We start from the raw sequence: 14,045 nt of genomic DNA on the forward strand, positions 1-14,045 counted from the left end.
ACGTGTAAGCGTGTTAGTTTGGTCTGACCAATCAACAGGTGTAGCCCATGCACATCCGAGCGTTTAAACCTATCGATGCGGAGGCCCTGCTGACCGTATTTCGTAAAAATGTACCCCAGGCGTTTGCCGAACAGGAGGTTGATGAGTATTCGGTCTTTCTGCAAACGTATACGGACCCCTACTTCGTCGCGGAAGATATGGGTAAGGTTGTTGGCGCTTGCGGACATTACCTGAAAGAAAACGAAGCCCATATCTGCTGGATTCTGAGTGACCCCGACCGCAAAGGCCTGGGCATCGGCAGCGCATTGATGCGATATAATCTGGATGCCATCCGACAGTTGCCATCGGTGCGTCGGATCGTCTGCCGGACTTCGCAGATAGCGTATCGGTTTTTCGAGAAATTCGGATTTCAACTGCAATACACTACACCGGATTTCTGGGCACCCGGCCTGGATTTATATTATATGACCCGCTCATATATGGAAACCCTGTTTTCGCCCGAAGCGGGTATGGCCCGACTGAAGCAAAGCACGGCTGAGTTTGCTACGGTATTCACCCATGGAACGCTGCTGGTGGAATTTTACAAACCCGACAAAGTAGATAAACAGCAACCCCACGACCGCGATGAGGTGTACGTTGTTATTTCCGGAACCGGTACGTTTAGCTGTGCAGGCGAAACCATGTCGTTCAAGCCCGGCGACCTGCTGTTCGTGCCAGCCGGTACTGAACACCGGTTCGAACAATTCTCCGACGATTTTACGACCTGGGTGCTGTTCTACGGCCCCGTTGGTGGTGAACAGGCAGTAGCCCGATGACCTCCCCGAGGAAGCTGAAGAAGGGCAATTGTAAAATTTCACCCGCCTTGGGCCGGGTAGAATAGTAGAAAACCGGGTTGGTTGATTTATTACAGACGTAGGATTTGCGCAGGCTGTGTAAATCCGAACCGAACATTAACCAATCAAACCTACGTCCATGAAAACCCGCATGTCCCTGCTGGTGGCAGTTTTTCTGCTTACAATCTGCCTGGCTCTGAAACCCAACGAACGCGCCGACGGCTGGGTAAGCATCTTTGACGGTAAAAGCCTCGATGGCTGGAAAGCGGCCGAGAATCCCGGTACGTTCTCCGTGGAGGATGGCGCCATTGTCGTTTTTGGTCCGCGTGCCCACCTGTTCTACGACGGTCCGGTGAATAATCACAATTTTAAAAACTTTGAGTTTAAAGCGAAGGTCATGACCATGCCTGGGTCGAACTCCGGTATGTTCATCCACACGGCGTATCAGGACAAAGGCTGGCCGTCCAAAGGGTACGAAATTCAGGTGAACCAGACTCACACCGACTGGCGCAAGACCGGCAGTGTGTACGCCCTGCAGGATGTAAAAGAAACGTTTGTGAAGGACAACGAGTGGTACACCGAGCACATCATCGTGAACGGCAAGAACGTAACGATCAAGATCAACGACAAGGTGATCAATAATTACACCGAGCCCGACAGCATAAGCAACGGCCGCAGCCCGAAAAAACTTAGCAGCGGTACGGTAGCTCTTCAGGGCCACGACCCCAAGAGCAAGGTGATGTTCAAGGACGTGATGATTAAGGTTTTGCCGGATTAAAAGGAAGGGGAAACAAGGAGGAAGGGAGAAAGGGGAGGAAAGGAGAAAAGGGTACGGTTACAGCCCCTCTTCTCCTTTCCTCCTTTTCTTTTACCTAAACCGCTGAATACTGAAGTCCCGGTCGTTGGCGTTCTGGCCGATACGGGCGTTGAGCGTATAAATCTGGTTGTTAACCGCTACGCTGGTCGTTGCGCCCGTGTACACATCTGTATCGTACTTGACAACTGTTGCCGTTTGCCAGTTGTCAGTGCTGCGTACCTGTGCGACACGATTGCCGCCTGTCACAACGTACAGGTCGCCGTTCAGCAGTGTCAGGCCGTCGCCGGGTAAACTATTGGGCGTAGGACTGGTGTTGTTTACGACCACTTCTGAAATGGCATTGCCGTTCTGCAGATCAACTTTGTACAGCTTGCCCTGGCCGGTGTTGGCAACGATGAGGAAATTGTTGGGGTGGTAGACGATTCCGTTCAGACCAAACGTTGGACTGGCAAACCGAACGTCATCTCTAACCAACACGCTGGCCATACCGTCGGGGGCTACTTTATAAATGACCGGTGAGAACGAATCCGTAACGTAGGCCGTGCCATCCGGAGCGAGGGTTACGTCGTTCGCAAAATTTGGTTCAGCCGCCGGAATCAGCGCATCCAGGTCTGTCCGCCGTTCCAATTGCCGGGTGTTGAGGTTAAAAACCAGCAGTTCGGCCGTCTGGCGAGTAGTCGCCAGCGTGCTCTTTACCGACCGGCCCTGATCGCTGTTACAGACAAACACACGATCGCCGGCGACTTTCATACCAATGCCCGCGATAAATTCCGGGGCCGTAAGCAGATCTTCATACCGGCCGTCGGTGTCGACCGTACCAATTTTCCCAAATGGAATCGAGGTAACCAGAAACTTAGCCAACTGCGACGAGTAGGCGATTCCTTCCGGATACAGGCGTTCGGATACGAAGTTGATGCGCTCCGGAAACGGGGCATTGGGACTGTCGCGGTGATCTTCGCAGGCGGTGGTACCGATGAGGGCAGCCATAAACAGGCTCCAGGAAAGCAGTTGTTTGTTCATATGAGATACGTTTGAATGAAAAAGTGTAGTTAGTACTGCAAATAGCCGTTAATCAGGCTCGTACAAAAAAGAAGTAGCTACATGTATTTTTGTTTGAAGAATCTACGGTATGGATCAATCAACAGACAAGTTTCCATAGCCTATCTGTTGCCAAACCATTTGGAGTTTGACTTGTTACCTTTCTGTAACCCTAAACAGTCGGCTACGTTATGAAACATTTTACGACCGTGACGGAGGCAATGGAGGACCTTCGTACACGCGGCTATACAGAAGATTTTTCACCGGCCCGGGAGTATCTGAAGGTAACCGGATCGGACACCAGATTGCGGAGTGAGGAGTTCAATGTGGATGAGTTTCACCGTTTCGAAGGGACCTCGGACCCCGGCGATGAAATGACGGTGTACGCCATTACGGCCAGCAACGGCCTGAAAGGCATCTTCGTGTCGGCACAGGGAACCTACTCCAACGAAGTATCGTCGGAACTGATGGCTAAGTTCAACGTATCAGACCGGCCGCAGGTGAACATGGAAGGCGCCGTGAAGCCACTCGACCAGTCGTCGCATAATCAATAAACATTTAATTCGTAAATCCAACGAAAAAGCCCGGAATCTTAACCGTTTCCAGGCTTTTTTCGTATATTTGCGGTCTTTACCAAACGAGACCGTTCTTTTTCGTGTTTGATACGCTATGAAGCTATCCGAATTTAAATTTGACTTACCCGAAAGTCTCATTGCCAAATACCCGCTCGAGCGCGGTGAGTCTAGGTTGATGGTGGTTCACCGGAAAACCAAACAAATTGAACACAAGCAGTTTTCGGATATTCTGAGCTACTTTGATGACGGCGACGTCATGGTGATCAACAACACGAAGGTCTTCCCGGCTCGTCTGTATGGCAATAAAGAAAAGACAGGCGCCAAAATCGAAGTTTTTCTGCTGCGTGAACTGAACCGGGAAATGAAGCTGTGGGACGTTCTGGTGGACCCCGCCCGTAAAATCCGCGTCGGTAATAAACTATACTTTGGCGACAGCGACCTCGTGGCTGAAGTTATCGATAACACGACTTCGCGGGGCCGGACCATTCGCTTCCTCTTCGACGGCAACCACGAAGAATTCATGAAAGCCGTTGACGAACTCGGCGAAACGCCACTTCCCCGCGAGATCAAACGGAAAACTGAAGACGCCGACCGCGACCGCTACCAGACGGTTTTTGCTGAACACATTGGGGCGGTGGCTGCTCCAACGGCGGGTATGCACTTCACCCGGGCGATGATGAAGCGGATGGAGATCAAAGGGATTCACTTTGCGCCCGTTACCCTCCACGTTGGGCTTGGTACGTTCCGGCAGGTTGATGTAGAAGACCTGACCAAACATAAAACAGACTCGGAGAACTACCGTATTTCCGACGATTCGGCGCAGATTGTCAACGAAGCCCTCGACGCGGGCAAGCGGGTGTGTGCCATCGGTACTACGTCGCTCAAAGCGGTTGAGTCGTCGGTATCGGCCAACAGCCGCCTGAAGCCGGTAGAAGGCTGGACGGATAAGTTTATTTTTCCTCCTTACGATTTTAAAATCGCCAACTCACTGCTGACAAACTTCCACCTGCCGGAGTCAATTCTGATCATGATGACCAGTGCTTTCGGTGGACACGATTTGATCCGGCACGCCTACGAAGTGGCGATCAAAGAAAAATACCGCTTCTTCAGCTACGGCGATGCCATGCTGATTTTGTAAACGCAGTTGGTTCGTTGAACCGTCAGTCAGTACATTTGAGGGGCCAAGCGGCCCCTTTTTTATGACCTATCCAGTAACCGATTTTTCGGCTGATCCTCTTTATGCCATCATCGTAGCCGGTGGTAGTGGCAGCCGAATGAAATCAGATGTCCCCAAGCAGTTTCTGATATTGAACGGCAAGCCGATTCTGCAACATACCATCGAACGCTTTCTGGCCGCGTCGTCGGCTATGTCAATTGTGCTGGTCCTGCCCGAGCGCGACCGGCAGACCTGGGCCACCCTCTGTGAGGAGTATGGCTTTTATCCGGCCAGCGTTCGGGTCGTGAATGGGGGCGCTACCCGATTTCAGTCGGTGCGCAATGGCCTGTCGGCTATTCTGGCCGACAACGAAACCGGTGGAGGTCTGGTGGCCGTTCATGATGGCGTCCGCCCGTTCGTATCGCCCGAGATCATTCGAAACAGCTTTGTCGTGGCCTCGCAGATGGGCAGTGCCGTAACCTGCGTACCGGCCAAAGATTCCGTCCGGCTGGTCGGCGACGACGGCCAGAGCCAGGCCGTCGACCGTAGCCGCGTCAGGCTGGTGCAAACGCCCCAGACGTTTCGACTCGATCTGTTTCGACAGGCGTTTCAGGTCGACGAACAGCCGTTTTTTACCGACTGCGCCAGCGTCGTTGAGTACGCCGGTTTTGCGGTAACGCTGATCGACGGTGCTTACGAAAATATCAAGATTACTACGCCTGAGGATATGCTCTGGGCCGCTACGTTCGACTCCGCCGGTTAGGAAGCTACTGCGTCAGCCGCAGGGACTGCCAGGTAGCAAGTTGCCACTGCTTGCCTTTTTTCACGTACACATCGGTGTAGCGCAGCCGGGAACTGAGCGTTTCGCCGTTGCTGACGGCCTTGACCTGACAAACCCCGTTCACAATGGCCGTGTTGCCATATAGCCGCACTTTCTGCTCCTGCGGATCAATGGCAGAATAGGCCAGTTTGCCGTCCTTGATTGACTGAATAAAAGACTGTTTATCGTCCACAAGTCCGTTGGAATGGGTGTACACCAGATCGTCGGATAATGTCTGATTCAGTACGGTATAATCCTTGCTGACCAGGGCGTTGAACCGGCGTTTTTCAGTTTCCATCACATCTTTTTCGGCGGGAGACTGGGCATAAGCAATTGGAGCAACGGCGATCAGGCAAAGGGTAATGAATTGTTTCATGGTAGTAGGGTTAATGGTAGACAGGTTTGGAGAGTCATTATACAAAGCACATTACTGAGCAATTCTATCGTCGGACAAACTGGATCGCACAACCACCTCCTTTGGCCAGACGAAGCGTCAACTTTGTTTTGTTGGTAACCGCTTTTTTCTCAATCACGTATGCTGCCGGATTTGTCTGCCAATCGGCATTGGGCGCATCGCGATACAACACCGCGTCGTAGGTACGGCCCGGGTCGAGGAAGTCGAGCGGTAGGGCGAGGTCGCGGCCGTTTTCGTCGGTAATCGCACCAACGTACCAGTTCGGGAGCCCCTTCTCTTTCCTGGCCATCAGGATGTAATCGCCGGGTTCGGCGGCAATCACTTTCGTATCGTCCCAGTCGACCGGGACATCCCGGATGAACTGCAACGCATCCAGGTGTTTTTCATAGTTCTCGGGCAAATCGGCGGCCATCTGTAGCGGGCTATACAACGTAATGTACAAGGCCAGTTGTTTGGCCAGCGTCGTACGAACCCGTTGGGTGCGGGTACTATCGAACTGATTCAGCGCAAAGCGGAATAGCCCCGGCGTAAAATCCATAGGACCACCCAGCAGCCGGGTGAACGGCAGGATGGTGGTGTGTTCGGGCGTAATCCCCAGCGTCGGGGCGTTGTTGAACTCACTACCCCGGGCGGCTTCGCTGGCCAGCCAGTTGGGGTAAGTGCGGTGCAGGCCCGTCGGGTGCGCCGACTCGTGGGAGTCGATCATGATCTTGTACTCGGCGGCTTTCCGGGCCACCCGCTCGTAATGGTTCACCATCCATTGGCCGTCGTGGTGTTCACCCCGCGGAATGATCCGGCCTACATAACCGGTTTTGACGGTGTTGATCCCGTTTTTGTTCATGAACGAAAAAGCCGCATCCATTCGCCGTTCGTAATTGGTTACGGAGCCCGATGTTTCGTGGTGCATGATCAGCCGAACGCCCTTCTGTTGAGCGTAGGCCGTCAGCGAGTCGAGGTTGTAGTCGGGGTAGGGCGTTACGAAGTCGAACACGTCTTCTTTCCAGTTGCCAAACCAGTCTTCCCAGCCCACGTTCCAGCCTTCGACCAGTACGCCGTCGAAACCGTACTTAGCCGCAAAATCGATGTATTGCTTTACGTTTTGGGTGTTGGCACCATGCTTCCCGCCTGCTTTTTCCCAAGTTGCTTTGCCGATGTGCATTTCCCACCACATGCCGACGAACTTCTGGGGCTTGATCCAGGACGGATTATCGATAACGGATGGTTCGTTGAGGTTCAGAATCAGTTTGGACGCGGGCAGGTCGGTGGCTTTATCACTGATGATCAGCGTTCGCCAGGGCGTTTGCGCGGGTGTTTGAAGATAAGCTTTGTTCCCCACGGCATCCGGTGTCAGCTGAGCGGTCAGCGTCAGGGTCGGCTTGTCCAGTTGCAGGTGCATGACCGGATAGTTGCGCAAAGCTGCTTCGTACAGGCTGACGTACAGTCCATCAGTAGTGGTGAACAGCAGTGGGGTCTGAACAGCGTTGGGGCCGATGACTGATTTCAGGGCCGTATCTTTCTCGCGGTCGGCAGCCGCAACGGCGTCGACTTCGCTTAGCTTCGTGGTGTTGTACAGGTATTCATTCGAGTCGTAATCGCCCGGCATCCAGAACGTCCGATGGTCGGCGGCCAGCCTGAACTGAGTCAGCTCGCCGGCTACGACAAAATGAGTGAGCGCAGGTTGTTGCGGAAACTCGTACCGAAAGCCAAGACCGTCGTCGAATACGCGGAACCGGACACGTAGCGTGATGGCCGGGCTGGAGCGATCCTGTAGGGTAAGAGCCAGTTCGTGGTGATGGTCCCGAATCTGGCCGACTTCGCCCCAAACCGGCTGCCAGGTCGTATCGGTGCGTGATGAGTCTATCGTCGTAATGTTGAACCGGGTCAGCGATACCTGAGGCTTGCTCAACACAAACCCCAGCTTCGATGGTTCGATGACGGACTTGCCTTTGTACCGGACCTGATACAGCACTTCGCCCGACGGAGTAGACTGCACCGTAATGACCAGCGCCCGGTTGGGTGAGGTTACCGAAACCGTCGGCTGAGCGAGGGCGGCAACCCCCGTTACGCTGATCAGCAGGAAAATGTACACGTTACGCATAGGAAAAGGTAGGTATAACAAACTGACTGATAAAGCGCGTAACGGTGAGGTCCTACCGACCAGTTGCCTGCATCCGGGTGATGGCCTGATAAACCAGCACTTTGAATTTATCAAACATATCGCCGTAGCTGTTGGGTACCTTCTGGGTGTAGAGCAAGGCTACGATTCCTTCTTTTGGATCAACCCAGTACGTGGTACCAAAATAACCGCCCCAGTCGAACGAGCCTTCAGAGACCGGCAGCCGGGCCGCGCCCCGTTCGGTAGTGATCCCGAACCCCAGCCCGAATTTATTCTGCCCCTGATTCAGGTCGCCAATCTGGTTGGTCGTGATCAGCCGGATGGTGGTTGGACTCAGGAACCGCTTGCCATTGTACTGGCCGCCGTTCAGCAGCATTTGCAGGAAGATAGCGTAATCATAGAGTGTGGATGACAGGCCCGCACCTCCCGAGAAATAGGTTCCGGCCGCTTTGGGATAGTCGGGCGACAGCCGGCCACGGGGCATGACACGCCGGAGAGCTTTGGTCGAATCTTCGGTGTAAAGAACCGTGAGCCGATCCTGCTTCGGGGTAGGCAGATAAAAATACGTGTCTTTCATCCCCAGCGGCTCAAACAGCCGGGCGCGGAGAAACACATCGAGCGACTGCCCCGACAGCACTTCGATCAGATAACCCCCTACGTCGGTGTTGAGGCCGTACATCCAGCGTTCGCCGGGATTAAACAGCAGCGGCAGGGTTGCCAGCCGGTTAATAGCGTCCGACAGCCGTCCCTCCGGCGTGCCAATGCCACTCGGAATGGCGTTTTTGGCGTAAATGGCGTTGGCTTCTTTGGAACCGATGGACGGGTAACCAATACCCGACGTATGCGTAAGCAGTTGCCGAATGGTAATTTCACCCTTGGCCGGAACCGTCGTGAACGACGAGTCTTTCTCGTTGAACTTGTCCAGTACCTTCGGGTTCCTGAACGTCGGAATGTATTTCGACAGCGGGTCGTCGAGCAGAAACTTCCCTTCTTCATACAGCATCATCAGACCGATGCTCGTAATGGCTTTGGTCTGCGAGGCAATCCGGTAGATGGCGTCGCGTTGCAGCGGTGCGTCGCTGTCAAGGTCGTTCTTTCCGTAGGCTTTATGCAGCACAATCTTCCCGTTGCGGGCAATCAGTACGCCAACGCCGGCCTGCCGACCCTGGCTGACATACTCGTTAATAACGGCATCAATGCGCTGCAACCGTTCGGTGCTCATGCCGACGGTTTCCGCCTTGGCGACCTGAAGAATAGGGGAGGGCGTAGGTGCAGGTACCTGCGCCGGGGCCGTTAAACAAAAACCGGCCAGGAGACCGGTTAGAATAAACGTTTTCATGCACGAAATAAGCTGGTTTCAGCCCAAAGCTACCTATTTCTTTGTACAGGTGATGCTGCCATTTTTCGTAAGAAGCTGCGAAACGGCACGGGCCTCCGACTTTGTCGTGATCAGCAGGTTGTTTTCTGTGAACTGACCGTTAGCCGTATAAGCCGCATCGTAGCCAACCGGCGATCCTTTGCTGTCCGTGCCGAAGTAGATGGTTTCGCTCTGTTTGTCGGTGATCGTGAACTTGTTCTCCGTCAACTGGGCCGTCCGGCGCTCCTTAGTGGTTGAATTAAACGTAAAATCAAGGTACAACTCGTCAACCGCCTGACTTTTCGACACGGCAATCGTTACTTTTCCGGCTTCATCGGAGTAGGGCAACGCGTTGTTAAGCAAGGTTTGGGTTGTATATCCTCCGTCATACGTACCGACATATTGATCGCGGGGGTCGATTTCGCCGGAACCGGAGCCTGATTTTTTGCAGGCCGTTGTGCAGAAACCAATGAAACATAACGCCAGAAACAGATTACGTAGCGGGCGAAACGCGTAAGGAGTGGTCATGTTGGTTTGAGTCATCAAATTTGTCTATGAAACGATGGGGATTGGCCTGTAGTATGCCTGCTACCGGAACTGAGGAGCCATGCCTGCACTACGTGTCCGAATGAAGTTTACACAAAATTTGATTTAAACACTATTTTTTGCAGAAATATGTATAAACGTAGCGCTTTCGTAGAACAATTCCCGGTTTAGTACGTAGTTGAGCCCCCTGTACACTACCGATCAGGGTTATACTACTACCGGGCGGCTTTCCCATTGTATAAATCCATAAACCTCGGTCAATCACGAAGGTTATCAAATAGTGCAATTAAACACTAGGATAAGTGGGAAATAGGTTAGACAAAAAAGTAGCCATTGTAACCGGGGGAGCTACCGGCATTGGTGAAGCTATCTGTAAGAAATTTGCCCAGGAGGGCGCACGTGTTGTTGTTGTCGGTTTGCCCGACGATCCTGTCGATCAGGTAGTGAAGGAAATCGAACAGCAGGGTGGGATTGCCGTTGCCTTTAAGGGCGACATCTCGGTCGAAGCCAATGCTAAGGCCTGCGTTGACCTGGCAATTCGGATGTATGACCGGCTCAACATTCTGATCAACAACGCGGGGGTGTTTCCGGAAACGAATTTGCTGCCGGATTTTTCGGAGGAAGCCTTCGACTACCTGCTTCGGAACAACATCAAGTCGACGTTCATGATGACGAAGGCGGCCTTGCCTGAACTACAGAAAACCAGGGGTAACGTTGTGACGGCGGGCTCGGAGGCTGGCCAGATGGGTGAACCCCAGGCTGTGCCCTACGGCGGCACAAAAGGGTTTAATCATGCCTTTGCGAAGGGACTGGCCACCGAGCAGGCGAAGTTCGGCGTACGGAGCAACGTAGTGGCACCCGGCCCGATCGATACCGCCTGGACGCACACCAGCACCGGCCCGATGGATTCGGAAATGGAAAAATCAACGACAGCCGGTACGTTGATGGGGCGCCGGGGAACACCCGAGGAGGTAGCTAATGTGTATCTGTTCGTGGCGTCCGACGAAGCGTCGTACGTAACGGGGGCCATCTACTACGTCGACGGCGGCACAACCATTGCCAAAGGACCGCAGGGCGAAAAAGCCGCTGATTCATTCAAGAAGGAGCCGGAAGGCGAACTGGATCTTCAGCATTCGCTGGAAGGGCACACGTCCGTAAAATCGTAAGGCTGACCAGGAACGGTATTGCCCCACGGCCGGATCGTACAATTCGGCCGTGGGGCGTTTTTATGACGATACCAGTACCGTTTCGGCAACCGGTGTAATCAGGGGGACCGTGACCAGGAAGCAGTCGCTGTTTTCCCGTACCTCGACCGTCGAGTGATCGAGCAGTTTGTATTTCATCAGGATGTTTTGCAGGCCGATGCCATTAGACGCAACGGCGCTTTTCTTTTTCTGAAGATTGTTCTCGACGTGCAGCGCGCCATTTAGGGTGTAAAGTTTAATGATGAGCGGGCGGTTGACCGAGATGACGTTATGCTTGATGGCGTTTTCGAAAAGGATCTGGAGGGTCAGGGGTGGAATCAGGAACGACAGGTACCGCGGCTCCACGTCGGTTTCCATGAAAATGGCGTCGCCGTAGCGGGTTTTGAGCAGGTGGAAGTAGGCGTTTATGAAATTGATTTCTTCTGACAGTGGGCACAAATCGCGGTTGTTCTGCTGGAGTAAATACCGGTACACCGACGACAGTTCGTCCAAAAAGTTCTCTGCCTGGTGGGCATCGGAGGTAATCAGCGACGATAGCGAGTTGAGGTTGTTGAACAGAAAGTGCGGATTAATCTGGGTTTTCAGCGAATCGAGCTGGGTTTGCAGGTTGACTTTTTTTAGCTGCTCGGTTTCTATAAACGACATTTTCCAGCGTCGATACAGATAGATGCCTTCAAAAACGGCGGCAATCTGCACCGTGTTGACCACCGATACGAGTGTGTTGAAAAAATAAGGCTTGAACAGAAAGTAGTCTTCGGTCGGAAACAAGTCAAGCTGGTGATAAATAAACGTTTGCGCGATCCGGATGAGGCTCGAAAACGTAATGAACCAGATCAACTGATACAATACCCGCCGAAGCGTCTGGGCTAATTCAGGATACCGGCGACGTGAATAGATGATGCCCCACCGGTTGCATTCCCATACCAGAACTGATCCCAGCAGAAAAAAGAACGGAACACGCCAGTCGTCCGGGTACGGTACGTTCGTATAACCGTACATGATCCACTGCCCCGTCAGGGCCAGCAGCGGAACTCCGACAATCCGCATCCATTTATCATTCAGTTGCTGCATTGTTCTGTGGGCCTGTCTGGCCGTATCGCCCAGGTTACAGACCGGGGTATACAACGCGTTGCGCCAATTAATTCCTGTAAAAATAAGTAATGTCACCGGTATCCGTCTGCTCTTTACCGATCACATTTCTGTAAAAGGGATATTGTGTTTGGGCAGCCGACCCGCTACGGTAAATCATAGGAAGATAAGCAAGAATTTGTTTTTATTTGACGAAGAAAAGAGCTGACCCAAAGTAGCTAACCCATGGTAGATGAGCTATCTAATTTAACCGGACAATCGAACCGGCACCAGGGAGTCAAACACTTTAAAGCCTGAAACAGTAGTTAGTACGATCTTTAACTTTAATCGAAAAACAGCTATGCGTTGGATTGGAGGACGCGAAAGTGATAACGTTGATGACCGCCGGGGAAGCGGTGGGGGCGGATTAGTCGTCGGGGGCGGCATTGGTACCCTGGTCATTGCACTGGTCGTATACCTGCTCGGGGGCGACCCTACGGCCGTTCTGAACCGGACCGACAACAGCCCGGCTACGTCGCAGTCGCCAACGGGACCTCAACCCGACGATGCAGCGGCCAGCTTTACGCGCAAGGTACTGGCCAGCACTGAGGACGTCTGGAACAAGCTTTTTGCCCAGCAGGGAGCGCAGTATGCCGAACCGACGCTGGTGATGTTCCGGGGCGCTACGGAGTCCGGCTGCGGTACGGCCCAGGAGGCCATGGGGCCGTTCTATTGTCCCGCCGACCGAAAAGTGTACATTGACCTGTCGTTCTACGACGAACTGAGTCAGCGGTTTCAGGCACCCGGCGACTTTGCGATGGCCTATGTGATTGCGCACGAGATTGGGCACCATGTCCAGAAACAACTGGGCGTTATGGATCAGGTGGATGAACTGCGCCAGCGCCTGAGCCGAAGTGAATACAACCGGGTATCGGTGCGGCTGGAACTCCAGGCCGATTTCTTTGCCGGTGTCTGGGCGCATCACGCGCAGGGCCAGAGTGTTGCGCTGTCGCCGGAAGACGTAGAAGAAGCAATTACGGCGGCCAACGCCATCGGCGATGACCGTATCCAGCAGCAGACACAGGGGCGCGTGGTGCCTGATGCGTTTACACACGGTACGTCGGCGCAGCGGGTGTACTGGTTCAAGAAAGGACTCAAAACCGGCGATCTCAGCCAGGGCGATACGTTCAACAGCCGCGAAGATGCGAATTTGCAATAAGTAACCTTTGATAACCGAAAAGCCCGACATCATGCGATGCCGGGCTTTTGCGTCAACACTATGCTCGAACAGATTCAGGAAGCCACCCGCTACATTCAATCCCAGACAACCGTTCAGCCGACGATCGGCATCATTCTCGGAACCGGCCTCGGCGCACTGGCCGGTGAGGTAGTTATCGAAACGACGCTGCCTTACGAAACCATCCCGCATTTCCCACTCTCAACCGTTGAGTTTCATTCCGGTAAACTGCTGTTGGGTACGCTGGCCGGTAAGCCGGTTGTGGTGATGCAGGGGCGTTTTCATTTCTACGAAGGCTACACCATGCAGCAGGTTACGTTTCCAGTACGGGTCATGCATGCGCTGGGCGTACGAACGCTGCTTGTGTCCAATGCAGCCGGGGGAATGAACCCGGCGTTCAAGGTCAGCGATCTGATGGTGATCGACGATCATATTAGCCTGCTGCTGCCCCAGAATCCGCTCACGGGCAAGCACCTCCCGGTTTTCGGCGATCGGTTCCCCGACATGAGCGAACCCTACGACCCAATGCTGATCCGGCAGGCGTTTGATCTGGCGCAGGACCTCGGCATTTCGTTGCAACGGGGCGTGTACGTCAGCGTGACGGGACCGCAGCTTGAAACCAAAGCAGAATACCGGATGCTGCGGCAGTGGGGTGCCGACGCCGTCGGGATGTCGACGGTGCCGGAGGTAATTGTGGCCCACCAGATGGGTATGCGCATCTTCGGCGTGTCGGTCATTACAGATATGTGTATTCCCGAAACGCTCGAAAAAGCGGATATTGCTAAAATCATCGCAGCGGCCGGTGTGGCTGAGCCGAAACTGACCGCCCTGATGAAAAAGCTGGTGGAGACCCTGTAGGTAA

General features: G+C 53.6%; 14 protein-coding genes. 8 read left to right on the forward strand and 6 right to left on the reverse strand.

Annotation, left to right across the window (positions count from 1 at the left end; all coding sequences use genetic code 11):
• Positions 1–47 precede the first annotated feature (47 nt).
• Both BN8_RS32420 and BN8_RS07760 read left to right on the forward strand, forming a co-directional pair.
• Positions 48–815: a GNAT family N-acetyltransferase gene (locus BN8_RS32420; RefSeq protein WP_009281279.1), complete on the forward strand. Its 768-nt coding sequence runs from the start codon at positions 48–50 to the stop codon at positions 813–815.
• Between the two features lie 157 nt (positions 816–972).
• Positions 973–1,611: a 3-keto-disaccharide hydrolase gene (locus BN8_RS07760; protein ID WP_009281280.1), complete on the forward strand. Its 639-nt coding sequence runs from the start codon at positions 973–975 to the stop codon at positions 1,609–1,611.
• Positions 1,612–1,701: 90 nt separating this feature from the next.
• Here BN8_RS07760 and BN8_RS07765 read toward each other — a convergent pair whose 3' ends face one another.
• A complete protein-coding gene (locus BN8_RS07765; RefSeq protein WP_009281281.1) occupies positions 1,702–2,670 on the reverse strand; it encodes an SMP-30/gluconolactonase/LRE family protein in 969 nt (322 codons plus the stop codon).
• A gap of 209 nt (positions 2,671–2,879) precedes the next feature.
• On the opposite strand from BN8_RS07765, the gene BN8_RS07770 reads away from it, so the two are divergent.
• From BN8_RS07770 to BN8_RS07780, 3 genes are all read left to right on the forward strand, one after another.
• Positions 2,880–3,242: a hypothetical protein gene (locus tag BN8_RS07770; protein WP_009281282.1), complete on the forward strand. Its 363-nt coding sequence runs from the start codon at positions 2,880–2,882 to the stop codon at positions 3,240–3,242.
• A 115-nt stretch (positions 3,243–3,357) separates the two neighbouring features.
• Complete coding sequence (gene queA, locus BN8_RS07775; protein ID WP_009281283.1) at positions 3,358–4,401, forward strand: tRNA preQ1(34) S-adenosylmethionine ribosyltransferase-isomerase QueA; 1,044 nt, start codon at positions 3,358–3,360, stop codon at positions 4,399–4,401.
• Between the two features lie 61 nt (positions 4,402–4,462).
• The gene (locus BN8_RS07780) at positions 4,463–5,182 is read left to right on the forward strand and encodes a 2-C-methyl-D-erythritol 4-phosphate cytidylyltransferase (RefSeq protein WP_009281284.1); all 720 of its coding nucleotides are present in this window, start codon (positions 4,463–4,465) and stop codon (positions 5,180–5,182) included.
• Positions 5,183–5,186: 4 nt separating this feature from the next.
• On the opposite strand, the gene BN8_RS07785 is transcribed toward BN8_RS07780, so the two are convergent.
• From BN8_RS07785 to BN8_RS07800, 4 genes are all read right to left on the reverse strand, one after another.
• Positions 5,187–5,615, reverse strand: coding sequence for a nuclear transport factor 2 family protein (locus BN8_RS07785; protein ID WP_009281285.1), 429 nt, complete (start codon positions 5,613–5,615; stop codon positions 5,187–5,189).
• 64 nt (positions 5,616–5,679) lie between these two features.
• Complete coding sequence (locus BN8_RS07790; RefSeq protein WP_009281286.1) at positions 5,680–7,752, reverse strand: glycoside hydrolase family 97 protein; 2,073 nt, start codon at positions 7,750–7,752, stop codon at positions 5,680–5,682.
• A 52-nt stretch (positions 7,753–7,804) separates the two neighbouring features.
• The gene (locus BN8_RS07795; RefSeq protein WP_009281287.1) at positions 7,805–9,109 is read right to left on the reverse strand and encodes a serine hydrolase domain-containing protein; all 1,305 of its coding nucleotides are present in this window, start codon (positions 9,107–9,109) and stop codon (positions 7,805–7,807) included.
• A gap of 33 nt (positions 9,110–9,142) precedes the next feature.
• Positions 9,143–9,655, reverse strand: a complete 513-nt coding sequence (locus tag BN8_RS07800; protein WP_040005528.1) for a hypothetical protein — start codon at positions 9,653–9,655, stop codon at positions 9,143–9,145.
• A gap of 320 nt (positions 9,656–9,975) precedes the next feature.
• Between BN8_RS07800 and BN8_RS07805 the strand changes: the two genes are divergently transcribed.
• On the forward strand, positions 9,976–10,839 hold the full coding sequence (locus tag BN8_RS07805; protein ID WP_009281289.1) for an SDR family NAD(P)-dependent oxidoreductase: 864 nt from the start codon (positions 9,976–9,978) through the stop codon (positions 10,837–10,839).
• A 60-nt stretch (positions 10,840–10,899) separates the two neighbouring features.
• Here BN8_RS07805 and BN8_RS07810 read toward each other — a convergent pair whose 3' ends face one another.
• A complete protein-coding gene (locus tag BN8_RS07810; protein ID WP_009281290.1) occupies positions 10,900–11,949 on the reverse strand; it encodes a sensor histidine kinase in 1,050 nt (349 codons plus the stop codon).
• Between the two features lie 358 nt (positions 11,950–12,307).
• Here BN8_RS07810 and ypfJ point away from each other — a divergent pair, with 358 nt between their 5' ends.
• Together ypfJ and BN8_RS07820 are read left to right on the forward strand one after the other, a co-directional pair.
• Complete coding sequence (ypfJ, locus tag BN8_RS07815; RefSeq protein ID WP_009281291.1) at positions 12,308–13,165, forward strand: KPN_02809 family neutral zinc metallopeptidase; 858 nt, start codon at positions 12,308–12,310, stop codon at positions 13,163–13,165.
• 60 nt (positions 13,166–13,225) lie between these two features.
• Positions 13,226–14,041 carry a purine-nucleoside phosphorylase gene (locus tag BN8_RS07820; protein WP_144051608.1) on the forward strand — a complete coding sequence of 272 codons (816 nt, stop codon included), beginning with the start codon at positions 13,226–13,228 and terminating at the stop codon, positions 14,039–14,041.
• Positions 14,042–14,045 lie beyond the last annotated feature (4 nt).

It is taken from the genome of Fibrisoma limi BUZ 3 (assembly GCF_000296815.2).
GTDB lineage: Bacteria > Bacteroidota > Bacteroidia > Cytophagales > Spirosomataceae > Fibrisoma > Fibrisoma limi.